Annotated in this window: 25 protein-coding genes; 12 read left to right on the top strand and 13 right to left on the bottom strand. The window is 70.0% G+C overall.

Annotated elements, in window-relative coordinates; genetic code table 11:
* Positions 1–22: 22 nt before the first annotated feature.
* The 5 genes from ABS735_RS34420 to ABS735_RS34400 are packed head-to-tail and all read right to left on the bottom strand — an operon-like array spanning position 23 to position 4,083.
* Entirely contained in the window at positions 23–559 is a 537-nt protein-coding gene (locus tag ABS735_RS34420) for a dCTP deaminase (RefSeq protein ID WP_121701931.1), read from the bottom strand.
* Positions 556–1,095 carry a dCTP deaminase gene (dcd, locus tag ABS735_RS34415; RefSeq protein WP_373903996.1) on the bottom strand — a complete coding sequence of 180 codons (540 nt, stop codon included), beginning with the start codon at positions 1,093–1,095 and terminating at the stop codon, positions 556–558. Before dcd ends, ABS735_RS34420 begins: the two co-directional genes overlap by 4 nt.
* Positions 1,092–2,330 (bottom strand): metallophosphoesterase, encoded by a 1,239-nt coding sequence (locus tag ABS735_RS34410; protein ID WP_373903995.1) that lies wholly within the window; start codon positions 2,328–2,330, stop codon positions 1,092–1,094. The genes dcd and ABS735_RS34410 overlap by 4 nt, the downstream gene beginning before the upstream one ends.
* The gene (locus tag ABS735_RS34405; RefSeq protein ID WP_373904302.1) at positions 2,327–3,643 is read right to left on the bottom strand and encodes a UDP-N-acetylglucosamine 1-carboxyvinyltransferase; all 1,317 of its coding nucleotides are present in this window, start codon (positions 3,641–3,643) and stop codon (positions 2,327–2,329) included. Before ABS735_RS34405 ends, ABS735_RS34410 begins: the two co-directional genes overlap by 4 nt.
* On the bottom strand, positions 3,643–4,083 hold the full coding sequence (locus ABS735_RS34400; protein ID WP_373903994.1) for an ATP-binding protein: 441 nt from the start codon (positions 4,081–4,083) through the stop codon (positions 3,643–3,645). Before ABS735_RS34400 ends, ABS735_RS34405 begins: the two co-directional genes overlap by 1 nt.
* Positions 4,084–4,259: 176 nt before the next feature.
* Here ABS735_RS34400 and ABS735_RS34395 point away from each other — a divergent pair, with 176 nt between their 5' ends.
* The gene (locus ABS735_RS34395) at positions 4,260–5,531 is read left to right on the top strand and encodes a helix-turn-helix domain-containing protein (protein ID WP_373903993.1); all 1,272 of its coding nucleotides are present in this window, start codon (positions 4,260–4,262) and stop codon (positions 5,529–5,531) included.
* Positions 5,528–6,073 (top strand): flavoprotein, encoded by a 546-nt coding sequence (locus tag ABS735_RS34390; RefSeq protein ID WP_373903992.1) that lies wholly within the window; start codon positions 5,528–5,530, stop codon positions 6,071–6,073. Before ABS735_RS34395 ends, ABS735_RS34390 begins: the two co-directional genes overlap by 4 nt.
* On the opposite strand, the gene ABS735_RS34385 is transcribed toward ABS735_RS34390, so the two are convergent.
* The 5 genes from ABS735_RS34385 to ABS735_RS34365 all read right to left on the bottom strand — a co-directional run bounded on the left by ABS735_RS34385 (position 6,074) and on the right by ABS735_RS34365 (position 11,128).
* Positions 6,074–7,789 carry a relaxase/mobilization nuclease domain-containing protein gene (locus ABS735_RS34385; protein ID WP_373903991.1) on the bottom strand — a complete coding sequence of 572 codons (1,716 nt, stop codon included), beginning with the start codon at positions 7,787–7,789 and terminating at the stop codon, positions 6,074–6,076. It abuts the gene before it with no gap.
* Positions 7,786–8,304 (bottom strand): plasmid mobilization relaxosome protein MobC, encoded by a 519-nt coding sequence (gene mobC, locus ABS735_RS34380; protein ID WP_043381443.1) that lies wholly within the window; start codon positions 8,302–8,304, stop codon positions 7,786–7,788. The genes ABS735_RS34385 and mobC overlap by 4 nt, the downstream gene beginning before the upstream one ends.
* Before the next feature lie 170 nt (positions 8,305–8,474).
* Positions 8,475–9,293 (bottom strand): DUF2637 domain-containing protein, encoded by an 819-nt coding sequence (locus ABS735_RS34375; protein ID WP_373904301.1) that lies wholly within the window; start codon positions 9,291–9,293, stop codon positions 8,475–8,477.
* Between the two features lie 198 nt (positions 9,294–9,491).
* Entirely contained in the window at positions 9,492–10,748 is a 1,257-nt protein-coding gene (locus ABS735_RS34370; RefSeq protein WP_373903990.1) for a DUF3631 domain-containing protein, read from the bottom strand.
* A gap of 143 nt (positions 10,749–10,891) precedes the next feature.
* Positions 10,892–11,128: a helix-turn-helix transcriptional regulator gene (locus ABS735_RS34365; protein ID WP_071528887.1), complete on the bottom strand. Its 237-nt coding sequence runs from the start codon at positions 11,126–11,128 to the stop codon at positions 10,892–10,894.
* 386 nt (positions 11,129–11,514) lie between these two features.
* On the opposite strand from ABS735_RS34365, the gene ABS735_RS34360 reads away from it, so the two are divergent.
* Positions 11,515–11,832 (top strand): helix-turn-helix domain-containing protein, encoded by a 318-nt coding sequence (locus ABS735_RS34360; protein WP_042176503.1) that lies wholly within the window; start codon positions 11,515–11,517, stop codon positions 11,830–11,832.
* Position 11,833: 1 nt separating this feature from the next.
* The gene (locus ABS735_RS34355; protein WP_373904300.1) at positions 11,834–13,156 is read left to right on the top strand and encodes a tyrosine-type recombinase/integrase; all 1,323 of its coding nucleotides are present in this window, start codon (positions 11,834–11,836) and stop codon (positions 13,154–13,156) included.
* 67 nt (positions 13,157–13,223) lie between these two features.
* Here ABS735_RS34355 and ABS735_RS34350 read toward each other — a convergent pair whose 3' ends face one another.
* On the bottom strand, positions 13,224–13,661 hold the full coding sequence (locus tag ABS735_RS34350) for a hypothetical protein (RefSeq protein ID WP_003974483.1): 438 nt from the start codon (positions 13,659–13,661) through the stop codon (positions 13,224–13,226).
* A 485-nt stretch (positions 13,662–14,146) separates the two neighbouring features.
* Between ABS735_RS34350 and hemL the strand changes: the two genes are divergently transcribed.
* The 8 genes from hemL (at position 14,147) to ABS735_RS34310 (ending at position 22,839) form a co-directional block, all read left to right on the top strand.
* Positions 14,147–15,463, top strand: coding sequence for a glutamate-1-semialdehyde 2,1-aminomutase (gene hemL, locus ABS735_RS34345; RefSeq protein ID WP_373903989.1), 1,317 nt, complete (start codon positions 14,147–14,149; stop codon positions 15,461–15,463).
* Positions 15,460–16,161, top strand: a complete 702-nt coding sequence (locus ABS735_RS34340; protein ID WP_373903988.1) for a histidine phosphatase family protein — start codon at positions 15,460–15,462, stop codon at positions 16,159–16,161. The genes hemL and ABS735_RS34340 overlap by 4 nt, the downstream gene beginning before the upstream one ends.
* 229 nt (positions 16,162–16,390) lie before the next feature.
* Positions 16,391–17,710, top strand: coding sequence for a polysaccharide deacetylase family protein (locus tag ABS735_RS34335; protein WP_373903987.1), 1,320 nt, complete (start codon positions 16,391–16,393; stop codon positions 17,708–17,710).
* Positions 17,711–17,800: 90 nt separating this feature from the next.
* Positions 17,801–18,481 (top strand): TlpA family protein disulfide reductase, encoded by a 681-nt coding sequence (locus ABS735_RS34330; protein ID WP_373903986.1) that lies wholly within the window; start codon positions 17,801–17,803, stop codon positions 18,479–18,481.
* 1 nt (position 18,482) lies between these two features.
* On the top strand, positions 18,483–19,256 hold the full coding sequence (locus ABS735_RS34325) for a cytochrome c biogenesis CcdA family protein (RefSeq protein WP_373903985.1): 774 nt from the start codon (positions 18,483–18,485) through the stop codon (positions 19,254–19,256).
* Between the two features lie 3 nt (positions 19,257–19,259).
* Entirely contained in the window at positions 19,260–21,002 is a 1,743-nt protein-coding gene (gene resB / locus ABS735_RS34320; protein ID WP_373903984.1) for a cytochrome c biogenesis protein ResB, read from the top strand.
* Positions 21,003–21,193: 191 nt separating this feature from the next.
* Positions 21,194–22,327, top strand: a complete 1,134-nt coding sequence (ccsB, locus tag ABS735_RS34315) for a c-type cytochrome biogenesis protein CcsB (protein WP_373903983.1) — start codon at positions 21,194–21,196, stop codon at positions 22,325–22,327.
* 89 nt (positions 22,328–22,416) lie between these two features.
* Positions 22,417–22,839, top strand: coding sequence for a hypothetical protein (locus ABS735_RS34310; protein WP_373903982.1), 423 nt, complete (start codon positions 22,417–22,419; stop codon positions 22,837–22,839).
* Here the strand turns inward: ABS735_RS34310 and ABS735_RS34305 are convergent.
* Positions 22,830–24,257 carry a condensation domain-containing protein gene (locus ABS735_RS34305; protein ID WP_373903981.1) on the bottom strand — a complete coding sequence of 476 codons (1,428 nt, stop codon included), beginning with the start codon at positions 24,255–24,257 and terminating at the stop codon, positions 22,830–22,832. The two genes, ABS735_RS34310 and ABS735_RS34305, sit on opposite strands and share 10 nt — an antisense overlap.
* Positions 24,258–24,519: 262 nt before the next feature.
* Positions 24,520–25,122 carry a TetR/AcrR family transcriptional regulator gene (locus tag ABS735_RS34300; protein WP_373903980.1) on the bottom strand — a complete coding sequence of 201 codons (603 nt, stop codon included), beginning with the start codon at positions 25,120–25,122 and terminating at the stop codon, positions 24,520–24,522.
* Positions 25,123–25,153 lie beyond the last annotated feature (31 nt).

Below are 25,153 nucleotides of genomic sequence, written 5' to 3'. Positions count from 1 at the left end.
GGGCCGGTGGCCGAGCGAGCGTTCACCGCGTGCCTCCGTCGATCTCCTCGTAGAGGCGCGAGACGTCGATGCCTTCCGTGGACGCGTACTTGGCGGGCTGATGCTGGTAGCTGGCCGGGGCGCCGAAGGCAGTGAGGAAGACGAGCTTGCCGAAGGTCATGCCCGGATACACGCGCACCGGTCGCGTGGCGCGGATCTCCAGCGTCCAGCGGATCGCATGGCCCTGGTGTCCGAGCGGAGCCGAGACGTGAACCCAGATGCCCAGGGACCCGGTGGTGCGGTCGCCGTTCAGTAGCTGCGCGTACGTCTCCGAACCGGTCCGCTCCAGCGTGATGCCGAGGTAGAGCAGGTCAGGGCGCAGTACGAGGCCGGTGTCGGGGATGGGCTGCTCGGTGAAGGCGGTGGGGGTCGCGGCGTCGAGGTCGCCGTCGCAGACGCGGATCGTGTCCCCGAGCCGCCAGTCGTAGGCGTTGGGGGAGAGGCGGCTGGGTTCGTACGGGTCGATGGTGATCTCGTCGGCCTGGACGGCGGCGGCGATGGCAGGGCCGGTGAGGATCACGATGCCACCGCCCGGAGTCGGGCGAGGTCTCGCCAGTAGGCGGAGGGCTGCGGTCCTGCGGCGGCCTGGTACTTGCCGCGGTAGAGGTCGATGGCGCCGGTGGAGACGAAGAACATGACCTGCCCGATCTTCATGCCCTCGTATACGCGCAGCGGTCGGATCGGGGTGAGCATGAGCGTCCACTGGCCGTGAAAGCCGATGTCGCCGATGGGGGCGGTGATCTCGACGAACAGGCCGAGGCGTCCGACGGAGGAACGACCGAACAGCAGTGGCACGAAGGTGTCGGAGCCGACCTCTTCGAGGGTGTGGCCGAGGTAGAGCTCGCCTGGCTGGAGGATGTGCCCGTCCGAGCCGATGCTGGTTGCGTTTGTGGGGTTGGGCCGGTGTGGGTCCAGGACAGTGCTCGTGTAGGTGATCAGGGTGGGGCCCAGACGCACGTTGTAGCTGTTGGGGTTGACCTGGTCGGCGGCGAACGGGGTGATGCGGAGGCGGCCGTCGTGAGCGGCAGCGGTGATCTCCGGGCCGGTGAGGATCATTCGCTGTCTCCTTCCGCGGTGTCGGGAGCGGTGAGGACGTGCTGGACGGCCTGGTCCAGGCGCAGGCCGGCCTCGTGTGTGCGTCCGCCGAGGTAGGTGTCGGCGAGGTAGTCGGTGGTCAGCACGGTGGTGATGGCGTCCGGCAGGGGATAGGGGGCCGTGACGAGCGGACCGGACTGGGCGGTCAGATCTGACAGCAGGCCACGGAGGTCGCTGCGTGCCGGCTCAGGTACGTGGGCGTGCACCAGCTGGTTGGCGAACGGCTCGATGGAGAGCAGGTCGCCCTGGGTGAGTGTGTCGCCGAGCGGGACGGCACGTAGTGCCGTCTCGTTGAGGATGACCGTGTCTGCCCCGAGTGCCGTACGCAGGCGGGCGGTGAGCTCCATGAGCAGGCTGCGCCGGTCGAGGGGCTGGTGGCGGTACGCCGGACTGATCGGGCCGAGGATGGCGGCCAGCTGGTGCTTGACGTTTTCGATGAGGGAGCGCAGATCCGCAAGCTCCATGGGAAAGCGGCTCGGGGCCCGATTTGGGAAGGATGTAGTGCCAGCACCCCATCCCGTGCCTACGGGTGTCGCGATCGCATAGCCGTCGGCGAGTTCCCGACCCTTGGCGAGCAGGGTGCCGTTGACTCGGACCGGTCCGTACTGATCGCTGTGGCAGTGCCCGGCGAAGACCACGTCGAGGAACGGACAGGCTGCCGCGAGTTTCCGGTCCTCGTCGAAGCCGGAATGGCTGAGCAGGACCCAGCTGTCCACCTCGTGGTTGTGGGCGAGAATGACCTCGCGCAGGGACTGCAGGGGATCGGTGACGCATTGGCCGGCTCGCTGGGCAGCCGGGATCGAGTGGAAGGCTTGCCGGCCGATCACAGCAGTTACGCCGACGCGCCGTCCATCGATGTCGGCGATGTACAGGCGGCGGAACAGAGCGTCGCCGGTGTTGGCATCCACGGCATTGGCGCAGACAGTGCGCCGGTGAAGGTCGGGTTCGAAGTAGTGGGGCCAGCCGTGGTTGCCGGAGGCCAGCACGTCGTACAGCCTGAGCAGGATCCCCCGCTCGATCGTGCCGCGGGCGAGGCGGTAGTACCCGCTGCCTTCGAAGAAGTCGCCGCAGTCCACGATGAGGGAAGTCGGCCGCAGCGAGTGGAGGTGGGTCAGGAACGGCGCGGCGTTGTCGAAGGCGGAGTGGACGTCCGTTGTGGCAACGATCTGGCGCAGGTTGCGCCCGTCGGTGGTCATGGGGTGACCTCGCAGATGTCGGCGCCCAGGGTGTGGAGCTTGCCGGGCAGGTCGGCGTGGCCGCGGCGGAGCTGGTCAAGACCGCCAAGGGTGGTGACGCCCTGGGCGGTGAGGCCGGCGACCATGAGGGCGGATCCGGTTCGGATGTCGGTGGCCTCCACGCCCGTCCCGGTCAGCCGTTGAGGACCAGTAAGGCGGCACTCGGTGGGGGAGATCTCCTCGATGAACGCCCCGAGGCGGGCCAACTGCGGCACAAGATTGCCATGGCGACCCGGGTTGATGGCGTCGGCGAACAGGTGGGTACCGGGCAGGCCGAGGGCCAGTGCCATGAGTGGTGGTTCGAAGTCGGCGTCCAAGCCGCCCGGGCTGAGCGAGGCGGTGGCCCGTAAGGGGTGGCTGGCCAAGCGGCCGTCCTGGGCGTTCACGGTGAGAGTGTCCGCCTCGCTGACGGCGGAGATTCCCAGTCGGTGCAGGGCGGCCACGAGGGGGGCCAGGTCGTCAGCTCGCGCGCCTCGGATGCGCGCGCTTCCGCCGGTGGCGGCAACTGCGCAGGCGAGTGTCCCTGCCTCCACCTTGTCTCCCGGTACCATCCATGCGGCGTCGCTCGGTGCCGAGGGCGGCGGCGAGAGGGTGAGCAGGCGTTCGCTGGCCCGGGTTTCCCAGCCCGCCGCCTGCAGGGCCTCCAGCACATACAGCACTTCCGGCGAGAGATTGGGCTCGCCCAGCCGCAGAGGCCGGCCGGTATTGACGGCCCGGAGCAGGGCGGCCACCGTCGCCCCGCGCGAGCGGAACGGCAGCATCAGGGACACGGTGCCTTTGCGGCGTCTGGCGGCCTCGACGCGATATCCGGAATCATCCAAGACACTCCGGTCGCCGAACGCCTCGTACACCTTGAAGTGCAGATTCATCCCGCGTGCGCCGATCCGGCAGCCTCCCGGCCACGGCAGCCGTGCCTCTCCGTGCCGGGCGAGCAGGGCCGGCACCAGGTAGTACGAGGCCCGGATACGCGCGGCCTGGGGCAGGTGGGGGCGCACGGGCTGGTTTTTAGTCGGCAGAATCACCGCCGCGGTCGGCTTCCCGACTGGCTGCGCAACGTGCCAGCCCGACTCTTGGAGCAGCGCGAGCATGGTCTGCACGTCCGTGTTGGCAGGGATGTTGTTCAGCCTCACCGGACAGCCGAGGGCAGCCGCGGCGGCCACCAGCGGGAGCGCCGCGTTCTTGGAGCCGTCGACAGTCACAGTGCCGGTGAGCGGTGGGCCCGGACGAACGGCGATCACCTCGGCGGCCACGCCGGGGACGCGAGTGGTCGTCATCAGCAACTCCTCTGTGCAACAAGGGGGGACACGATCGGATGGTCCGGATTGGTGGGCAGTGCGATCTCGGCCCAGCAGCACTTCCCGACCGCCGTCGGCTCGACGCCGTATCGATCCGCGAGCGCGGCCACGAGGAACAGACCTCGGCCGCTCTCGCTACACGGATCCGGGAGACCCGGCCGGGGCAGCTCCGGGCAGTCGTCGCAGACTTCGATCCGCAGTGACTGCCCGTCGAGACGGACGGACAGGGAAACCGGGCCGGCTTCGGCATGCCGGACCGCGTTGGTGACGAACTCACTGATCACGAGCTCGGCGGTGTGCACCACCTCGTTGCCCAGCACCGTGTCCCAGCCCTCTATCGCGTCCACGGCCCGGTGCCGGGCGGCGGTGACCGCGGTCGGTGTGGCGGATACGGAGAGTGCGAACTGGTGCGCTTTCACAAGCTGCCTCCAGGGTCGGTGCGGCTGCTCCAGGCAACCGCTCCGGAGGCAAGCGGGACCATGCCGTGTGCCGGGGCAGCATCACTTATGCAGGAGCTGCATCGCGGCCAATCGATGCTCGGTTACGCTCGGTTGAGCAGGCAGGATCGGCGACGGCAGAAGGGGCCGTGGCACAGATGGCCGACGCACAGAGTGAAGCCGGACGGATCGGCGAAGTCATCCGTCAGGCACGCGCATTACAGCGGCGCTCGCAGAAGGACGTTGCCACCGCACTGGGCTACCACCAGTCGAAGGTGAGCCGCCTGGAGAACGGCAGGGGCACGGAGGACGTGCGCGTGCTGCGCGAGATCGCGAAGGTACTGGACATCCCACCGCAACGCCTCGGCCTCGCCGCTGCCCCCGACGCCAGCCCCAGCGATCCCGGAACCGAGGACATGCACCGCCGCACCTTCCTTGCCGCGAGCGTCGCCGCGCTCGCGGCAACGCCGACGCCAACCGTGGCGCACCACGACCTGATCCAGGTCCTGCTGCCGGGACCGAGCCCCGCCGCCACCGGTGACTCCTCCGGTATCGACGAGCTGCGGGAGCGAGCGCGGACCGTGCGCCGGCTGTTCTGCACGTGCGACTACGCGAAACTGGAGCAGGCCCTGCCGGGCCTGATCGCCGACCTGCGCCAGGTCGCCGGCGGTTCCTCCGGTTCGGCGGAGGCGTCCGGGTTGCTCGCGACCGCCTACCAGACGTCGGTGAGCCTGTTGCTGAAGCGAGCCGACCAGGGCAACGCCTGGCTCGCGGCCGGCCGGGCCATGGCCGAGGCGGAAAGGTCCGGGGACCCTGTCGTCCTCGCCGCCAGCGTCCGCGTTCACGCTCACGTGCTCGTACGGGAGAAGCACACAGCCCAAGCCGTGAACATGGTGCGCCACACCGTCGCCCAGCTCAGCGGCTCCTACGACCAACGCTCGCCCCGATACCTGGCAGCGGTCGGCCTGCTGCTGCTCCGCGGAGCAACCGCCGCCAGCAGAAACGGCGACCGCGAAACCACCCACGACTTCCTCACCGAGGCCAAAGAGGTGGCCCGCTACGTCGCATTCGACAGGCCGGACGCCTGGGCGAACTTCAGCCCGACCAACGTAGCCCTGCACGAGATCAGCGCGGCTGTCTCATTCGGCGACGCCGGAATCGCCCTCCAAACCGCTCGCCCCCTCATGCGGCGGCACATCCCCGTCCCCGAGCGACGGGCCGCGCTCTGGGTGGAGGCCGCCCGCGCCTACAGTCAGCAGGGCAGACTCGCCGACGGCTACCAGGCCCTGCGCATCGCCGAGAGCTGCGCGGCACAGGACGTCCGCCGCCCGGCCGTACGCGAACTGGTCGCCGACATGGCAGCCCGTGACCGTCGCCGGGCGCTGCCCGAGCTCCACCACTTCAGCCGCCAACTGGGAGTGCCCGCGTGAGTGACCAGCACGACAAGCCGTTCCTCCAGATCGTGGTCTGCGCAGCAGGGGTCGCCGCCGACGTCGGCCGGTTGATCACGGCAGCACAGGAACGGCACTGGGACGTCGGCGTCGTAGCCACCCCGCAAGGAGCCGGTTTCCTTGATGCGGAGGCGGTCGAGGCCCAGACCGGCCGCCCCATCCGCTCGGCCTGGCGGTCACCGGGTGAGCCACGTCCGAGCCGGCCGGCGGATGCGATCGCGGTCGCCCCGGCCACCTTCAACACGGTCAACAAGTGGGCCGCCGGGATCTCGGACAATCTCGCGCTGGGCATCCTGTGCGAGGCGCCCGCCATGGGTGTACCGGTTGCCGTGCTGCCGTACCTGAACTCCGCCCAAGCCGCCCATCCTGCGTACCGCCGGAGTCTGGACCTGCTGCGAGAGATGGGCGTCCTGATCGGCTCCTACGAGCCTCACCGGCCGAAGGCGGGCGGCGGGGCCGACCGCTACCGCTGGGAGGAAGTGCTGGAGCTGCTTGCCCCGAGGCTGTCCGCGCGGTCGTGATCAGCGCCGATGTGCTCGCGGCTGCGGGGGCGAGACGGTGGTTGCCTCGTGGGCCAGAGAGCCGGGTGTCCCATTGGGCCGTGCTGCGCTGTGGGCCTGTACTGCACGGGCGCGTGCGTTGGGCGTCGGCCGTGCGCTCAAGCGTTGAATTCGCCATGTCAACGTCCTTGCGGGGGAGCGGGCGTCATCCAGGGCACGTAGGTCGGTGGCCTGTCTGAGGAGTCGCTCAGGGTCGTGCCCGAATGCTTCCGCTTCGGCGAGTGCGGCAGTGAGGGCAGCAACCGAGGGATCTGCGAGGACGTGCTCTGAGTGCTCGGGTACGGCCCGACGGATGTGGTGGATGTGCCGGTCCCCAGTCGGTTGTGGCGGTCGGCGCCGGATGAGGGCGGTCAGGGGCGCGGTTGCTGCCTGGTCGTAGGCGGCTTGTAGGTGGAGCAGGGTCTGCTGGGCTGCGGCGACCTGCTGGTCGTGGTGGCGGAGCTGGTGCCAGCGGGAGACTGCGATGGTGACCAGGATCGCGGCATCGAGGAGCATCGCCAGCGCCGTACCGTCGCTTGGTGCGGGCTCGCGGAGCATCGCACGTGTGGCGCTTCGCAGGGCACGGGCGTGGTGGTGTTCGGCCTGAATACGGGAGCGCGTGGCGCGCTCGAAGGCGGAAGAGGCTTCACGGAGCTGGGCGCGGATGGGTGCGGGAGCGAGGAGGGGCAGGACGTCGAGGACTTCACCGAAGGCGGCGAGGTGGGCCTGGGAGGCTCCATCGTCGTGACCGCTGAGGTGGTGCGGGATGCGCTCGGTAGCGGCAGTGGCCTGGTGCCAAGGGTTGGGAGAGCGAGGAGAGCGCCTGCTCGGCTGGTTGGCGGGCTCCGGGTCGGTGGCCTCCAGGCGTGCTCGGATCCTGGGGAGGGACAGGTCCGGGGCGAGTGTGGAGCCGGAGTACCAGATGGGTTCCTTGCCGGCGGTGAGGTTGTCTTCGCTGGCGACCTTGTAGCCGCGTACGTCGCCGGAAGGGAAGTACACGGCTTCGACCAACACACCTTCGGTGCGGCTGAGCAGGCGGATGAACTCCTCGGTGCTGGTGGAGGCGGCCACGGCAGTGCGGACGATGGTGCGCAGGCGTTCACGAGCCGACATGTCCCGGCCTTGGCGGTGTGCCTTTTCCTGCTCGGCGCGAGTGGAGCGTCTGGCGGCGGTGCGGTCTCCCCGGACGACTTGAAGGAGTCCGTACTCCTTCTCGATGGTGGCGAGTTCGCGGTCCGCGGTGAGGTAGTCGTTCCAGTGGCGGGCGGGGCGGAGGTCGCCGCGGACCTTGGTTGCGGCGATGTGGATGTGGTCGGGGGCGTGACGGACGGCGACCCAGCGGCAGCCGTCCGGGTCGTCTTGTGGCGCTATGCCGGTGGCGGCCACGACGCGGCGGGCTATGTCGGCCCACTCCTCGTCGCTGAGGTGCCGGTCGGTTGTGGCGGCGCGGAGGGAACAGTGCCAGACGTGCCGCTCGGGTGCGCGGCCAAGTCGGCGGGCTTGCTTGACGCGGAGGTCGAGGTCAGCCACGAGAAGCCGCTTTGTGGCGGTGAAGTCATTTGTGCGGCCGGGGTCGGGGGCGAAGCCGTCCCAGGAGGCGACGAGGTGGGGATCGGTGTGGTCTTTGGCCTTCATAGTGTCGAACAGGTAGCGGATCAGGCCGGCCGTGTCCTTTCCGCTGCTGATCTTGGCGATCACCGGGCGGCCTTGTTGATGACGGCCTGGTTTGCAGCCACGGCGATCTCGCTGATGGCCGCTCGAACCGCGCCCAGGGTGCGTTCGGCCTGAGCGAGGACGGAGGTATCCCCGGGATGTGGATGACCGCCGGAGTTGAGCTTCCGGGCGATCTGGTTGGCGTTGTTGCCGATCTTGGCGACCTGCTCGCGCAGGGCGGTCAGCTCGTCGATGTAGTCGTCCAGCGGGGTGCGCTGGCCCGGAAGGGTGAGGTCGCCGTGGATGTGGGCCATGACGACGGCGCCGACGTAGTGGGCGCCGGCGATGTTGAGGGACCGGGCCTTGGCGAGGATGGTGCTCTTCTCTTCGACGCTGTAGCGCACATCGACGCGTTCCTTGCGCTGGGTGTCTTTGCGCTTGCGGCGACGGGCGATGCGGTGCAGGGCGGCGGCTTCGGCGGCACGCGGCAGGACGACGGGCGTGGCCTGGACGCGTTGTCCCTCCTCGGGTGCCCCCTGGCTCCCGAGAGTCTCCGCCACCCCCGGGGCGGAACTCCCGTTGGACCGGCCCTTGGACGGTCCAACGGCATACCTTGCTGGCTGGGTGAGGCCCGTGGTCATCTCCAGCTGTCCGGACAGCGGCTCACTCCGCGATGCGCGCATCGGTCGGCCCTTCTCGAGGTTGAGGTGGGTGGAAGTTGGCTGGACCTTCATGAAGAGGCGTGCTCACGCGTGCGGTCGAGTTCGGCCTGCAGGCGACGGGTGATCTCGGTGAGGCGGTCTTTGCCGACAGGGTGGCCCTGGGCTCGGATCGCCGCTTCGACGTGGCGGCGGGAGATACGTCCTTGGCGGCCCAGGGGCGCGGCGCGGCCGAGAGCCAGGAGCGTTTCCGTGGAAGCGCTGGGCTGACGACCCTTGATCGGGCTGTGGGGCTGACGCGCCTCCGCCACTTCGGCCGGAGGGTCCGCCACGTCCGCGATGTCCTCCGCCACAACTTCATGCCGTGCTTGTGCCGCGCCCTTCGAGGCATCGGCCGTGCCGCTGTCCGGAGCGGGCCGCAGCAAGTCCTCGACGTGAGCGTGGCGCTGAGCACTGACCGGTTCAGTCGAGTGCCGTCCAGTGGGGTGGCGGCGTATGACGAGATCCAGGTGGACGGCTCCGGCGAGCGCGAGCGGGGCGATGGCCGACAGGGCGCCGACGGTGACGTCGTCCAGGTGGAGCCCGGCGGCGTCGCTCTCCTGGTTGAGACGGACTGCGTGCAGGGCGTTCGCCCAGATGCTCGTGATGGTGGCGACGCCAACCAGGGCCCAGACGTAAAGGCGAGATCGCCAGGGGGCGGCGCGCAGGATGAGCAGGGCCGCGACGCCGATGGCGATGAACCCGTCGATCACGAGCGGGAAGGCGTACGTCAGCACCCCGCGGATGTGGATCGCCACTGCCATCTGTCGCAGGGCGTCGTACGAGAGGGCGAAGCCGATCGTGCCGACCAGAGCGACTCCCAGGCGGATCGCGGCGGTCATCAACGGCACGGGGGCCGTGGTGGTGCGTGCAGGCAAGCGGGTGCTCCAAGCAGGGAGGGCTGGTGGGCAGCGAGGTGGCGGACCCGTCGCACCCGTCGCACGGCTGGTCAGAGCAGGTACGGGTGATCGTCGTGGTACGAGATGACTCGTCGCAGCGACGACACCCGTCACGGGGTTGACCTGCGATGCGACGGGTGCGACGGGTCTTTACGGGTGCGGGTCCGGGCCTGTCGGGGCGCTCTCGTCACCGTTCTCGGAGGCGGACTCCTCCGGGCAGTACCGCGCCCAGGCGTCGGTGAAGCGGAGCCGGGCGAAGCCCTTGGCCTGCCTGCCGCCCTCGAAGCGGAGGGTGGCGGCCTTGATGTCGAAGTCCTTCAGAAGGAGCCCAAGATGGCGTGGGCTGAGGCCGGTGGTGCCGTACTCGGCCCACGGAGCCTCCTGGTCCTTGAGAAGCTCCTCCAGCAGGTCCCGGGTGCGCATGATGTCCGGGTCGCCGCAGCGGGCGAAGGCGCGCCGGATGTCCTGCAGCAGGCGGGTCTTGAGGTTGGACTCGTCGTCCTTGTCCGCCTCGGCGGCGCACATGGCCACACAGGCAGCGCGCGCGTCCTCGGGCCAGGTACCGCCGGCCAGCTCCGCGACGATCACGAGCGGTTCCCAGGTGTCCGCCGCGCGGTCCTGCACCGGCATCCGCGGTACCAGGTCCGCGGCGGTGTCCATGAGCGGACGGATCCAGGCCGCCAGGCGGTCCCGCAGGGCGTGCAGGGCTGGGATGTCGCGGCGGGAGCGGAACTGCTCGACGCGCTCGCCGTCCTTGCGGCGTTGCATGCGGATCACCACCGCCCGGTCCATGACCGTGTCCGGCAGGGCGCCGATGCCGGCGAGCGCGGCCATGGCGAAGGTGGGGAACTTCCGCGTCTTGTGCTCGGGGCCGGAGATCCGCAGGGCGGGCCGGTTGCGCTGGTGGCCGGCGTTGAGCAGGCCGCGCAGCTCCTCGTTCTTCTCGGCGGCCTTGATGCTGCCGAAGATGGTGTCGGCCTCGTCCACCAGCAGAGTGGGCGGGTCGTCACCGATGGCACGGAAGACGACAGCCGGGCTGGTGTTCACGGTGATCAGCGGGTCGTGCGCCGTCTCCGTGATCACGTCCAGCAGGCGGGACTTGCCGCACCGCTTCGCCGGCCCGACCACCGCCAGGCGCGGAGCGTGCTGCAGCGCGGGCTGGATGTGCGTGGCCGCCACCCACAGCGTGACGGCGGTCAGGGCCTCGCCACTGGACAGGATCACGTACCGGGCGATCGCTGCGCGCAGCTCGTCCAGCAGGCCGGCGCCCTCGTTGGAGCTGTCGGTCCGATCACGCTCGCTGGATGAGGGATCGGACGCCAGGCCCTGGCCGGGGATGGCCACGGGTGGCCAAGACGGGGTGACGGCGGGTGCGGTGGGGGTGTGAGAGGTCGTAGATTCGTCCACAGGCGTTCCTCCCCGGTGAGCCGGACGGGCAAGGTCCGGCTCACCAAGACAGATCGTTTTCTGGCAAGGGGCGATGAGGGAAGGGGCTGCGCGGCTCCCGGCGGTGGCTCGCCGGGAGCCGCTTCGCTTCCCGTGAGGGGTTATCAGACCGCCAGGTCGTACGCGGCCTGGGCATTGAGCCAGGCGTCCACCTCGGTCCAGCGGTAGCGCAGGTGGCGGCCGACCTTGTGCACGTTCGGGCCGATGCCCCGGTACTTCCACTGGTAGAGCGTCTTGACCGGCACCCCGAGGTACTCGGCGACTTCCGCCGGGGTGGCCAGGGGGCCGCGTCGGGAGGCGTCGGCGGTGGCGCGGGCGGGACGGGGGGAAAGGCTCGGCATAGGGCTCCCTTTTCGGTTTCGGACAACTGCGTGGACAACACAGCCACACCCTGGGCGGAGAAGTCCAGAGTTGGTTCTAGAAGACTCCAGAAGTTCCCGTTGGTGAGCACGGGAGGCAATACCGTAAGGGCGAATTGGCGGTTGACCAAAAAGTCGGCGCCAGGGTGGCGGGTGGTTCGTACGGGCAGGTGGTGCCCCATCGGCGAAGGATGAAGTCAGCTATAGTGCGCTCGCTTTCCGGCGAGCGGAGTCGGCGACGCAGCCTTTCCACTACCGTATGGCAGGCATTAGTCGGGGCGATTGTGGATCCGGTGGGAAGCGACTTCTGTAGGGTTTAAGAACCAACTCTTGCCAAAGGCTTCGGCTGCAAGTTACAGCTACCTGTTATGGCAACTAGACCTCTTGAAATGGGCCCCGCCGGCCTGCATACCGCCCGCGCCATCGAGCGCATGCGGCTGGCGCTCGGCCTCACCCAGCATCAACTGGCCGCCCGCTGCACCGCGATGGGCCGCCCGATGACCAACACCGCGCTCAGTCGCACGGAGCGCGCCCATCGGCGCTGCGACATCGACGATCTCGTCCTGATAGCCGCAGCCCTCGGTGTCCCGCCGGCGGATCTGCTGCCTACTGGGGCCCGGCTCGCCCATCCTCGTCACTCCGCCGCAGACGCCTGCGGCGGAGCCCGGGAGGCCCTCCTTGGCTGACGTGTACGACCGTTGGCACAAGTCCCATCCCAAGCCGGACGAGACCCAGTGCACCGAGCACAAGAGCCGCACCCGGCGGATGGTCCCGACCTCGGACCACGGGGTCGGGAAGCGCTGGCAGGTCCGGTACCGCGACCTGGACGGCTACCAGCGCAAGGAGAACTTCCACACGAGGGCCGACGCCGACAGGCGGGCGGCCGAGGTCGACGTCGAGATCCGGAGCGGCAGCTACGTTGTTCCCGCCGAGACGAAGCAGACGCTCGGCGCCTACGCCCAGAAGTGGCTCGACGCGAACTCGGTAGGCCCGACCACGGCCCTCCGCTACGAGGCCACCGTCCGCAACCACATCGTCGCCCACCTCGGCCGGCGCGAACTGCGGTCCTTGAACAAGCCTTCGGTCATTCAGGGCTGGATTCGCGCGCTGCAGGACGGCGGCTTCGAGGTGTCGACGATCGAGGGCATCTTCGACATCCTCTCCAGCATCCTGGGCATGGCCGTGGAGGACGGGCTGCTGCCGAAGAACCCGTGCAAGTCGAAGTCGGTCAAGCTGCCGACCGCGACCAAGAAGAAGATCGTCCCTTGGTCCCTGGAGCGTGTGCGTGCCGTCATCGCCGGGCTGCCCGAGCGCTTCCAGGCAGGCGGCAAGCTCGCCTTCGGGTGCGGCCTGCGCCAGGGGGAGGTCTTCGGATGCGCCGTCGAGGACATCGACTTCAAGGGCGGCTGGATCCACGTCAACCGCCAGGTGCGGCTCGTCGGCACGAAGCCGGTTTTCGCTCTGCCCAAGGGCAACCGGATCCGGTCAGTGCCGCTGTCGGCTCAGCTTTCCACTGCCCTCAAGGGCCACATGAGGCGATTCCCGCCCACGGCGGTCACGCTGCCCTGGGCGAAGCCCGACGGCGAGCCCAAGACCTTCCGGTTGCTTTTCGTCGACGAGAAGGGCCGAGCGTACAACCGCAGCGTCTTCAACATGGGCGCTTGGAAGCGAGCCCTGGTCGCCGCCGGCGTGATCCCTCCCCGCGAGCGCGGGGCGAGGTACCTCCAGGCGGCTCCTGAGGACGGCATGCACGCCCTCCGTCACGCGTATGCCTCCGTGCTCTTGGACGCGGGGGAGAGCATCAAGGCGCTCTCCGAGTACCTCGGCCACTCGGACCCGGGCTTCACGCTGCGGACGTACACGCACCTGCTGCCGTCCAGCGAGAGCCGGACCCGCAAGGCGATAGACGACGCCTTCACCAGCGCGGAGCCGTTGGAAACCGGAGAGCCCCAGGGCACATCACCACCCCCGGCAAAACCAATGTGCCCTCAATGTGCCCTGGCCGCCTGACGACCCCTCCCCGGCACGCAAAAGGGCGAGGCCCGAAGACCCCGCCCACCCCTCACGAAACCCCAGTTCAGGGCCACACCAGGCAGTACGGCTGATGCCCCGCCTCATGCAGCCGGTGCGAGAAGTCCTGCCACTCGTGCAGCAGCTGGTACACGTTGAACGCGTCCCGCGGGCCGCCCCGGTCCGGGACCGTCGACCAGATGAAGGCCGCCGCGCCGACCGCCTCCTCGCCGATGCCGCGCAGGGGGTCGACGACGGTCATCGGGAGCTTCACGACCGCGTAGTCGGGGTGCAGGACGACCAGTTCCAGCGGGGGCACCTTGTGCAGCGGGACGCCCTCGATGCCGGTGAGGACCATGGCGGCCATGGTCTCCGGCTTGATCTTGGTGAACATGCCGTTCATGCCGAGCTCGTCGCCGCCCAGTTCCTCGGGGCGCATCGAGATCGGGACGCGGGCCGCGGTCGCGCCGTCGGGCGCGCCGAAGTACTTGTAGGTCACCCCCACCCGACCACCATTCCTGCTCCCCGCCCCCAGCCGGTCGGCCCGCCGGTCGAGCCGGTCGGGCTCGCTCGGGGTGCCGTGTGCCTGACGTGCTTCGGACGCTTCCTCCGCCTCGCGTCGGTGCCTTCCCCGCCGGGCACGTCGAGGACCCAGGTCGTCGGTCCCCTCGCCCAGTCCGCCACCGCGATGCATATCTCCACCCGACTGCTTTTCTAGGACGCGTGGCCCCCGCCGCGCAACCCGATCATCGTGTCAGTGACCTCCCCCACGGCCGCTCGCCGAAACGTGCGGCGGAACATATGCCCGCCGGACGGTCGGCAGCCCCGTCCGCGTCGCCCCGGTGAGCTGCGTGGATGGGTTCCAGTCTGGCAGACGGCACGGCATTCGGGGCGGTTGTCTACCCTTGTCGAAGTCACCCTGGGCAACCTGACGCCGCGCAGGGTCCGATACGTCGGAGAAGGTCGAGAAGGTCGGAGAAGTCGCAGGTCATGAGCGAACTGGCATATCCATACGAAGCACCGGCCTCGCAGGCTCTGTTCGACCGCGCGGCGGCCGTCACGCCCGGCGGCGTGAACTCCCCGGTGCGCGCCTTCCGCGCCGTCGGCGGCACGCCCCGGTTCATGGTGTCCGGCACCGGGCCGTACCTGACGGACGCCGACGGGCGCGAGTACGTCGACCTCGTCTGTTCCTGGGGGCCGATGATCCTCGGGCACGGGCACCCCGAGGTGATCGCCGCCGTGCAGGAGGCGGTCGCGCGCGGGACGTCGTTCGGCACGCCGGCCGAGGGCGAGGTCGCGCTCGCCGAGGCGATGGTCGAGCGCGTCGCGCCGCTGGAGGAGGTCCGGCTCGTCTCCAGCGGGACCGAGGCCACCATGTCGGCGATCCGGCTCGCCCGCGGGTTCACGCAGCGCACCAAGGTGATCAAGTTCGCCGGGTGTTACCACGGTCACGTCGACTCGCTGCTCGCCGCCGCGGGTTCCGGCGTCGCCACCTTCGCGCTGCCCGACACCCCCGGCGTCACCGGCGCCCAGGCGAGCGACACGATCGTGCTGCCGTACAACGACCTGGAGGCCGTGCACGCCGCCTTCGCCGCCCATCCCGGCGAGATCGCCTGCGTGATCACGGAGGCGTCGCCCGGCAACATGGGCGTCGTGCCGCCGCTGCCCGGGTTCAACCAGGGGCTCAAGGACGCCTGCGCCGCGAACGGCGCGCTGTTCGTGTCCGACGAGGTCATGACCGGGTTCCGGACCAGCCGTGCCGGGTGGTACGGGGTGGAGGGGGTCGTACCCGACCTGATGACCTTCGGGAAGGTGATGGGTGGCGGGTTCCCCGCCGCCGCGTTCGGCGGGCGTGCCGACGTCATGGCGCACCTCGCCCCGGCGGGCCCCGTCTACCAGGCCGGCACCCTCTCCGGGAACCCGGTCGCCACCGCCGCCGGGCTCGCCCAGCTGCGGCTCCTCGACGACGCGGCGTACGAGACCGTCGACGCCGTGTCCGCGCGGATCCAGGGCCTTGTGACCGAGGCGCTCGCCAAGGAGGGCGTCGCGCACACGGTGCAGTCCGCCTCCAACATGTTCTCCGTGTTCTTCACCGACCGGCCGGTCCGCAACTACGAGGACGCGAAGGCGCAGGAGTCCTTCCGGTTCACCGCCTTCTTCCACTCCCTCCTCTCGAACGGCGTCTACCTGCCGCCGTCCTCCTTCGAGTCCTGGTTCGTGTCCACCGCCCACGACGAGCGGGCCGTCCAGCGCATCGCCGACGCCCTCCCGGCGGCGGCCCGCGCGGCCGCGGAGGCGACGGCATGAGCGACAACGGCAACCAGGACCGCGACGACGAGCTGACCGTCGTCCACGTGATGCGGCACGGCGAGGTCGAGAACCCGACCGGCGTCCTCTACGGGCGGCTGCCCGGCTACCACCTCTCCGAGCTGGGCCGGCGCATGGCCGAGCGGGTCGCCGAGCACCTCGCGCCCCGCGACGTGACGTACGTCGTGGCCTCCCCGCTGGAGCGGGCGCAGGAGACGGCGACGCCGATCGCCAAGACGCACGGGCTCGACCTCGACACCGACGCGCGGCTCATCGAGGCCGAGAACGTCTTCCAGGGCAAGACCTTCGGCATCGGCGACGGCGCCCTGCGCCGGCCCGCCAACTGGAAGCACGTGGTCAACCCGTTCAAGCCGTCCTGGGGCGAGCCGTACGTCGACCAGGTCGTGCGGATGAAGGGCGCGCTGGACGCCGCCCGCGACCGGGCCCGCGGGCACGAGGCCGTGGTCGTCAGCCACCAGCTGCCGATCTGGATCCTGCGGTCGTACGTCGAGCGGCGGCGGCTGTGGCACGACCCGCGCAAGCGGCAGTGCACGCTGGCGTCCCTGACGACGTTCACGTACCGGGGCGACCGGATCGTCTCCGTCGGCTACACCGAGCCCGCCCGCGACCTCGTCCCGGCCCACCTCCTCGCGGGGGCCAAGCCCGTGAAGGGGCAGGGGAAGGCGTACGGGGCCTGACGGCGTAAGGAATCCGACGGCCGTATGGATTACGACGGCCGTATGGATTACGACGGCCGTACGGAAGACGACGGCCGTACGGAAGACGACGGCCGTACGGAACACGACGGGTGTACTGCCCGGCGGGCCGTCACGCCTGTTACCGAACCCGCACAAATTTCCGGAACCCGCTCGTTCGTCGCGTCCTCTCACCTAGTGACCACCCAAGGACGCGACGAACGAGGTTGCGATGCGCACTACCAACCGCACTCTCACCCGCAGGGGGATACTCGGACTCGGCGCGGGGGCCGCGGCGGCGGTCGGGCTCGCGGGCTGCGGCACCGGTTCCCACTCCTCGTCGGACGGCTCCCACCAGGCCGGTGACGGCGGCAAGCCGTCGCCCTCCGGCAGCAGCAAGGCCCCGGCGAAGCCCATCGGCGACGGCTCCACGGCGTACACCGGCAAGCAGCCGCACCAGCCGGACGCCCCCGTGCCGCTGGAGCCCGGCCAGACGCCGCCGCAGTTCGTCGTCTTCTCCTGGGACGGGGCCGGCGAGGTCGGCAACGGGCTCTTCCCGCGCTTCCTGGACCTCGCCCAGGAGCACGGCGCGCACATGACCTTCTTCCTCTCGGGCCTGTACCTGCTGCCCGAGACGAAGAAGCGCCTCTACGACCCGCCGAACAACCCGCGCGGCGCCTCCGACATCGGCTACCTCACCGACGAGCACATCAAGGCGACGCTGAAGAACGTCCGCCGGGCCTGGCTGGACGGGCACGAGATCGGCACGCACTTCAACGGCCACTTCTGCGGGGGCGGCGGCAGCGTCGGCAACTGGACGCCCGCGCAGTGGCGCAGCGAGATCGACCAGGCGAAGTCCTTCGTGAAGGAGTGGCGGACCAACAGCGGCTGGACCGACCTGCCCTCCCTGCCCTTCGACTACGACAAGGAACTCGTCGGCGGCCGCACACCCTGTCTGCTCGGCCAGGACAACCTGCTGCCCACCGCCCGCGAGCTGGGCTGGCGCTACGACGCCTCCTCGCCCGGCGGCCGCCAGGTGTGGCCGGTGAAGAAGGACGGGATCTGGGACTTCCCGCTGCAGCAGATACCGTTCCCCGGTCACTCCTTCGAGGTCCTCTCGATGGACTACAACATCCTCGCCAACCAGTCGGTCAACTCGACCAAGGCTCCCGCCCACAACTACCCGGGCTGGCGCGAACAGGCCACGAAGGCTTACATATCCGGCTTCAAGCGGGCGTACGAGACGAACCGGGCGCCCTTCTTCATCGGGAACCACTTCGAGGAGTGGAACGGCGGCATCTACATGGACGCCGTCGAGAACGTCCTCAAGCACATCGCGCGCGAGAAGGAGAAGGGCGAGGACATCCGGCTCGTCTCCTTCCGGCAGTTCACCGACTGGCTGGACGTGCAGAAGCCGGAAGTGCTCGCCAAGCTGCGCACCGTCGAGGTGGGACAGCGGCCGGCCGGCGGCTGGAACGCCTTCCTCAAGGAGACCCCGGCCGGCACCGGCGCGTCCACGGCCACCTCGGGAGCACCCGCGAACGCCGCCTGAGACGGCGCCCGAAACGGCCCCTGAAATGCGGGTTCGAGCCCGCGAGGGGGGTGCGCAAGATCCTCGGAACGGACATGCGAAACTTTTCACATGAGTGCCGCCAGCCGCGCCCCCCTGCGCTCGATCCGCACGAACCGCATCGCCGACCGCACCGCCGACGCCCGCGTCCGCGTCCGTAGCCGGGCCGCCCTGGCCGTCGGCGCAGCCGCCGCGGCGCTGCTCGTGTCCGCGTGCAGCTCCGGCGGCACCTCGGGCGGCGGCGGCCAGACGGGCTTCATCACCGGCTCGGACGGCATCGCCACCGCGAAGGAGGGCGAGCGCGCCGACGCCCCCGACCTGTCCGGCGAGACCGTCGACGGCGGGCAGGTCGACGTCGCCGACTACAAGGGCAAGGTCGTCGTCCTCAACGTCTGGGGCTCCTGGTGCCCGCCCTGCCGCGCCGAGGCCAAGAACTTCGAGAAGGTGTACCAGGACGTCAAGGACCAGGGCGTCCAGTTCGTCGGCATCAACACCCGCGACACCTCCACCGGCCCGGCCCGCGCCTTCGAGAAGGACTACGGGCTCACCTACCCGAGCCTGTACGACCCGGCCGGCAAGCTGATGCTCCGCTTCGAGAAGGGCACCCTCAACCCCCAGGCCGTCCCCTCCACGCTCATCATCGACCGGGAGGGGAAGGTCGCCGCGCGCACCCTCCAGGGGCTCAGCGAGGAGAGGCTGCGCAAGATGCTCGCTCCGTACCTCGCGGACGACTCCGGCAAGTCGGAGAAGTGACGTGTCCGCGGTGATCACCCTCGCCGAGGAGGCGGGCTACAACGGCACGGTGCTCAACGGCGCCCTGCTGGTCGCCCTCCCCATTGCCCTCCTCGGCGGCCTCGTCTCCTTCTTCTCCCCCTGCGTCCTGCCCCTCGTCCCCGGCTACCTCTCCTACGTGACCGGGGTCACCGGCACCGACCTCGGCGAGGCCCGGCGCGGGCGCATGGTCGCCGGCGCCTCCCTCTTCGTCCTCGGCTTCACCGCCGTCTTCGTCTCCAGCGGTGCGCTGTTCGGCTACTTCGGCCAGACGCTCCAGGAGAGCCGGGGTGTACTGACCGACATCCTGGGCGCGTTCATGATCGTCATGGGTGTCTTCTTCATGGGCCTGATGCCCTGGCTCACCCAGCGCGAGTTCCGCTTCCACAAGAAGCCGGTGAACGGCCTGGTCGGTGCCCCGATACTGGGCGCCCTGTTCGGCATCGGCTGGACGCCCTGCATCGGCCCGACCCTCGCCTCCGTGCTGGCGCTCTCCGCCGACCAGGGCACCGCCGGCCGCGGCGCGATACTGACCGTCGCCTACTGCATCGGCCTCGGTGTCCCCTTCGTGCTCGCCGCGGTCGCCTTCCGCAAGGCGCTCGGCGCCTTCGGCTGGGTCAAGCGGCACTATGTCTGGGTGATGCGCGTCGGCGGCGTCATGATGATCGCGACCGGCCTCCTGCTCCTGACCGGCGTGTGGGACAGCATCGTGCAGTCCATGCAGACCTGGTCCAACGGCTTCACTGTGGGGATCTGACCGATGAGCACCACTTCGAAAACCACCCCCGGGACCCCTCCCGGCCAGCAGTCGAAGGCCGACGGCGACAACCAGGACCTCGGCGCCGCCGGCTCCCAGTTGTCCACCGCCCCCACGGAGGAGGCCCCGAACCTCCCCTCGCTCGGCGTGATCGGCTGGGCCCGCTGGTTCTGGCGCCAGCTCACCTCGATGCGCGTCGCGCTGATCCTGCTCCTGCTGGTGTCGCTGGGCGCGATCCCGGGGTCGCTGATCCCGCAGGACGGCATCGACGCCATGAAGGTCGAGGAGTTCCGCCAGAACCACGACATCCTGGCGCCGGTCTACGACAGGCTCGGGCTCTTCCACGTCTACAGCTCGGTGTGGTTCTCCGCGATCTACATCCTGCTGTTCGTCTCCCTCATCGGCTGCATCGTCCCGCGCACCTGGCAGTTCGTCGGCCAGCTCCGCGGCCGCCCGCCCCGCGCCCCCCGGCGCCTGGACCGGCTGCCCGCCTACACCACCTGGCGCACCGGCGCCGAGCCCGAGGAGGTCCGCGAGGCCGCGCGGAAGCTGCTGAAGAAGCGCCGCTTCCGCGTGGACGCCGCCGGTGACGCCGTCGCGGCCGAGAAGGGCTACCTGCGGGAGGTCGGCAACCTCGCCTTCCACATCGCGCTGATCGTGCTGCTGACCGCCTTCGCCTGGGGCCAGCTGTTCAAGTACGAGGGCAACAAGCTGATCCTGGAGGGCGACGGCTTCTCCAATACTCTGACCCAGTACGACGACTTCAAGTCCGGGAACCTCTTCGACCCGGACCACGACCTGGCACCCTTCGGCTTCACCCTGAAGGACTTCCACGGCACCTACGAGGCGACCGGCCCCAACCGCGGTACCCCGCGCGTCTACGAGGCCGAGGTCACCTACAGCGAGGGTGCCGAGGGCGCCGAGAAGTCGAAGACCGTCGAGGTCAACAAGCCGCTGAACATCGACGGCTCCAAGGTGTACCTCGTCAGCCACGGCTACGCCCCCATCCTCACCGTCAAGGACGCCAAGGGCGACGTGGTGATGGACAAGCAGGCGGTGGCCCTGCTGCCGCTGGACGGCAACGTCACCTCCTCCGGCGCCGTCAAGGTCATGGACGGCTACCGCAACGCCAAGGGGGAGAAGGAACAGCTCGGCTTCAACGCGTTCTTCCTGCCCACCTACGGCGGCGCGGGCAGCGGCATGCGCTCCACCTTCCCGGCGCTGATCAACCCGATGCTCGCGCTCTCCGCCTACCACGGCGACCTCGGCGTGGACGCGGGCATCCCGCAGAGCATCTACCAGCTCGACAAGAGCAACCTGGAGGAGTTCAAGGGCTCCGACGGCAAGCTGTTCAAGCAGCAGCTCAAGGTCGGCGACACCATGACCCTCCCGAACGGCGCCGGCTCGGTCACCTTCAACGGCGTCCAGGAGTGGGCCGGCTTCCAGGTCACGCAGCAGCCCGGCAGCGGCTGGGCGCTCGGCGGTGCCGTCGTCGCCGTCTTCGGCCTGGCCGGCTCCCTGTTCATCCAGCGCCGCCGCGTCTGGGTACGGGCCGTGCGCGGCGCCGACGGCGTCACCGTCGTGGAGATGGCCGGCCTCGGCCGCAGCGAGTCCGCGAAGGTCCCCGAGGAGCTCGGCGACCTCGCCGGCGTCCTGTACGACCAGGCCTCTGACGCGGGGGCGGAGCCGGACGGCTTGTCCAGCCCCGCCTCCGATTCCGCGTCTTCCGAAGGGGCTGAGAATTGAATCCTCTCCCCCGCGGAACAAGGGAGATTCCCGGCTCTCGCCGCCCGGCTGGCCAGCGGCCCTCCAGGTCTTCCACGATCAGCGCCGGCCGGGTTGAAACCAGCCCGGTAACACGTACGCCATCCTGCTGCAGACTTCACCGCCCGACCGCTTGGTGCCGGGACATTCACCCGCCGAAGGAGTGCTGAGAAGTGACTCTCGCCGCCGCAACCGAGCTGGCCGCCGCGACCAACGAGCATCTCGCGAACGTCAGCAACACGCTGATCTACTCCGCGATGGCCGTCTACACCCTGGCCTTCTTCGCGCACATCGCCGAGTGGCTCTTCGGCAGCCGCAGCAAGGTCGGCCGTACCGCCGCCGCGCTCACCGCCGGCGCCGCGGGCAAGGCCGCGTCCGGTCCGGCCGTCACCGTGAAGAAGGCCGGCGGCACCGCCGTACTCGAACGTCCCGCGGTCGTCGTACGTGCCGCCTCCGGCACCCGCGACGTGCCCGACGGGCCGGGCGCGCACGGCGGCACCGAGAAGGGCGACCTCTACGGGCGGATCGCCATCTCCCTCACCGTCCTCGCCTTCGCCCTCGAGGCCGGCGGCGTGCTCGCCCGCGCCCTGTCGGTGAAGCGGGCGCCGTGGGGCAACATGTACGAGTTCAACATCACGTTCACGACGGTCGCCGTCGGCGTGTACCTCGTGCTTCTCGCCCTGAAGAAGAACATCCGCTGGCTCGGCCTGCCCCTGGCCATCACCGTCCTGCTCGACCTCGGCCTCGCCGTCACGGTCCTCTACACGGCGAGCGACCAGCTGGTGCCCGCCCTCCACTCGTACTGGCTGTACATCCACGTCTCGACCGCCATCTTCTGCGGCGCGGTCTTCTACGTCGGCGCGGTCGGCACGATCCTGTACCTCTTCAAGGACAACTTCGAGAGCAAGCTGGCCTCCGGCGGCACCCCCGGCCGCTTCGCCGGCTCCGTCCTGGACCGGCTGCCCGCCGCCGCCTCCCTCGACAAGTTCGCCTACCGCGTCAACGCCGCCGTCTTCCCGCTGTGGACCTTCACGATCATCGCGGGCGCGATCTGGGCGGGCGACGCCTGGGGCCGCTACTGGGGCTGGGACCCCAAGGAGACCTGGTCCTTCATCACCTGGGTCGCCTACGCCTGCTACCTGCACGCCCGCGCCACCGCCGGCTGGAAGGGCCGCAAGGCCGCCTACCTGGCCCTCGTCGCCTTCGCCTGCTGGCTGTTCAACTACTACGGCGTCAACATCTTCGTCTCCGGCAAGCACTCCTACGCGGACGTCGGCCTGGGCGCCCTTCGGTCGGTAGGTTTCTGAACCCGCACATTTCCCGCCGTGACAGCCGCCGAACCCCTTTGAGAGCCTGAAAGAGCAAGTCTGCAAGGCGTATTGACAGGGGGAAGACGATGCTCTCCGCGCTCTCCGCACGACGTTCGGCGACGGGAGCCGCGGTCGCGGTCGCCGCGGCCGCGCTCGCACTGTCCTTCACACCGGCCGCCGCGGCCGCCCCGGCCGGCGGCGGCTCGTGGGACGACCTGGGGACCCGCGACGCCTACTACCAGAGCGAGTACCGGACGAAGACCGTGAAGTCGGCCGGCGGCGACTTCCGGGCCTGCATCACCACGTCGGCCACCACCAAGGAGTCGTACAACCTGTACGAACAGGACGCCGAGCCCTACAACGCCAAGCGGGTGGCCACCGTCAAGGGCGCCGGCTGCTGGGTCTTCCGCGACATCGGCGACTACGTCGACGGGGACAACAACCGCGCCGAGTTCTACATCGGCACGGAGGACGACCCCGAGATGGTGCGCGTCCACTACTACGACTGAGGCACGTGCGACGACCGGGGCACGTCCCCGCGGGCCACGCCCGTGACGATGTCCCGCAGCCGCTCGACGTACAGCCGCAGGTTCTTGTGGGCGACGTCGGTGTCCGGGTAACGGCTCGCGAACCACAGGCCCTCGGGGAGCCGGGTGACCCAGGCGCACACCTGGTCGCCGTAGGAGACCCGGAGCAGCGCGTACGCCGTCCGGTCCGGCCAGCTGTCGGCGCCGGGGACACCGCGGGCGTCGACGTACGACACGATCGAGTACAGGTCGGGTGAGGTCGGCCGGAAGTCCGTGCCGAGCAGGCGCAGCACCCGGTCGATCGGCATGCGGGACAGCCGCCGGTTGGCCTGGAGTTCGGCGCGGACGGTGGCGAGGGCGCCGGGGAAGTCGTGGGCACGGTCCGCCGGGACCTCGATCGGCGCGCCGCCCACGTACCAGCCGACCGACTCCGTCCACTGGGACCGCGACCGGGTGTGGAAGGGCACGACGGTGCGGTAGACGGGCTCGCCGCCGATCTCGTGGACGATCAGCGCGGTCGCGGCCAGGACGCCGACGAGGCTGCCGCCGTAGGGACGGCAGTACGCCTCGAAGGCGGCGGCGTCGGCCGCGTCCACCAACGGTTCGCGCAGCAGCCGCTGTTCGGGCAGCGCGCCGCCTGGCCGGACGCCGAGGTCGACGGGGAAGGACGGCAGCCGCCCGTCGCAGCGCCGGATGAACTCCCGCCAGCGGGCGACGACGTCGTGGCCGCCGTCGATCCGGTCCGCGTCCGCCCGCTCCGCCTCGCAGAAGTCGACGTAGGAGCCGACCCGGGGCCGGGGGACGGTCCGCCCGGCGACGCCGGCGGCGTACAACTCGCCGACCTCGGCGGGGATGCGGTAGATGGAGTAGGCGTCGACGTTGCTGTGGTCGAAGGCCATGTAGACGCTGACGCCGTCGTCGCGCACGACCGCCGTGTAGATGAGGTTGGGCCAGCGCAGCGCGTCCGCGACCCGGTCGAAGCGGTCCTGGAGGTGACGGGCGAGGTCCGTGGCGTCGGGAAAGTCGCCGACGTCCTCGCGGTGCAGGGCCACGGAGTCCGCGTCGAGCGTGAACCGCCGCATCGTGTCACCGCTTTCGCCGCTCCACCGGAACCCGCTGCGCAGCGTCTCGTGCCGCAGGGTCCAGGCGCGCAACGCCTCCTGGAGCACGTCGAGGTCGACCGGGCCCGGGATGTCGAAGGCCGCGCCGAGCCAGGTCGGCACGAACAGGCCGTCCTCGCGCACCGACCGTGCCGTCCGGATGTGCGACTCCTGGATGTACGCGGGCGGTCGCGTGTCCTCGGGCAGCGCCGCCGCGATGTCGAGTGTGCCGGGGCTGAGCGTCCACTCGACGAGGCGCCCGGGCCGGATCTCGCAGCGCTGGATGTCGGTCATTCGCACGAGGAGGTCTCCGTTCGCAGATGTACAGACCCGACCAAGGGAATGCCGTCTCCGCGACCATGCACCGGGTGTGTCGACACTGTTCAACGGAACGGATGGCCTCTCGAACGCCGATCCGGCCCTGTGTCCGGGCGACCCTTCACTCTTCCCCCCTGCGGCCTTCACCCTTCGGCCTTCATCGTGCAGCTGCACGCACCAGGCCCCGCTCGGGTCGGCCACAAGGCACCGTCTCCTGGAGCCGGCCTGATCCAAACGACACCCCCTAGGCCCCGTCCGTGCTGATCGACCGCCAGATCCGCTCCGGCAGGATCCGTGCGGCCTCGTCCAGGTCGAGGTCCCGGACGCCGGACAGCCGGCGCCGGGCGACGGCGACGACCGGGCCCAGGACCAGGGTCTCCAGCAACGGCATGGGGAGCGGGGCGACTTCGCCGGCGTCGATGCGGGGCTGGATCCACAGGGACATCGCCGAGACGGCCGGCTCCTGCTCGTCCCGCACCTCCTGGCCCCGCGCCAGCAGGCGCCGGTCGGCGCGCGGGGAGTGGACGAGGAGCGCGGCACCGGGGTGGTCGCGGACGAAGGCCAGATAGGCCTCGACCACGGCCCGGATTCCCTCGCGGGCCGTTTCGGTACGGGTCAGCGCGGTGACCAGTTGCTCGAGCAGGCGCCCGGTCCAGCGCTCGGTGAGCGCCGTGAGCAGGCCGTCGAGGCTGCCGAAGTGGTGGTAGAGGCTGCCGAGGCTGACCCCGCTGGTCCGGGTGACGGCGGTGACGGTGACGCCCTGCTCGCCCGACTCCGTGTACAGGCGGAGCGCGGCGTCCAGGAGGAGGTCGGAGGTGACCTCGCCGCGGTGTTGTTTGGGACTCATGGGCAGGCGCGCTCTCGTCGGTCTTCGTCCG

This window comes from Streptomyces sp. MMCC 100 (genome assembly GCF_041538145.2).
GTDB lineage: Bacteria > Actinomycetota > Actinomycetes > Streptomycetales > Streptomycetaceae > Streptomyces.
Note: the sequence above shows the minus strand (reverse complement) of the source record. Positions and strands in the feature narration are given on the sequence as shown.

Bases quoted from the DNA above. Each gene is read 5' to 3' on its own strand.
- ABS735_RS34340 (WP_373903988.1), top strand. From the start codon at position 15,460: ATGAGCGACAACGGCAACCAGGACCGCGACGACGAGCTGACCGTCGTC.
- dcd (WP_373903996.1), bottom strand. From the start codon at position 1,095: ATGATCCTCACCGGCCCGGAGATCACCGCTGCCGCTCACGACGGCCGC.
- ABS735_RS34395 (WP_373903993.1), top strand. From the start codon at position 4,260: ATGGCCGACGCACAGAGTGAAGCCGGACGGATCGGCGAAGTCATCCGT.
- hemL (WP_373903989.1), top strand. From the start codon at position 14,147: ATGAGCGAACTGGCATATCCATACGAAGCACCGGCCTCGCAGGCTCTG.
- ABS735_RS34365 (WP_071528887.1), bottom strand. From the start codon at position 11,128: ATGCCGAGCCTTTCCCCCCGTCCCGCCCGCGCCACCGCCGACGCCTCC.
- ABS735_RS34410 (WP_373903995.1), bottom strand. From the start codon at position 2,330: ATGACCACCGACGGGCGCAACCTGCGCCAGATCGTTGCCACAACGGAC.
- ABS735_RS34310 (WP_373903982.1), top strand. From the start codon at position 22,417: ATGCTCTCCGCGCTCTCCGCACGACGTTCGGCGACGGGAGCCGCGGTC.
- ABS735_RS34360 (WP_042176503.1), top strand. From the start codon at position 11,515: ATGGCAACTAGACCTCTTGAAATGGGCCCCGCCGGCCTGCATACCGCC.
- ABS735_RS34335 (WP_373903987.1), top strand. From the start codon at position 16,391: ATGCGCACTACCAACCGCACTCTCACCCGCAGGGGGATACTCGGACTC.
- ABS735_RS34300 (WP_373903980.1), bottom strand. From the start codon at position 25,122: ATGAGTCCCAAACAACACCGCGGCGAGGTCACCTCCGACCTCCTCCTG.
- ABS735_RS34330 (WP_373903986.1), top strand. From the start codon at position 17,801: ATGAGTGCCGCCAGCCGCGCCCCCCTGCGCTCGATCCGCACGAACCGC.
- ABS735_RS34405 (WP_373904302.1), bottom strand. From the start codon at position 3,643: ATGACGACCACTCGCGTCCCCGGCGTGGCCGCCGAGGTGATCGCCGTT.
- resB (WP_373903984.1), top strand. From the start codon at position 19,260: ATGAGCACCACTTCGAAAACCACCCCCGGGACCCCTCCCGGCCAGCAG.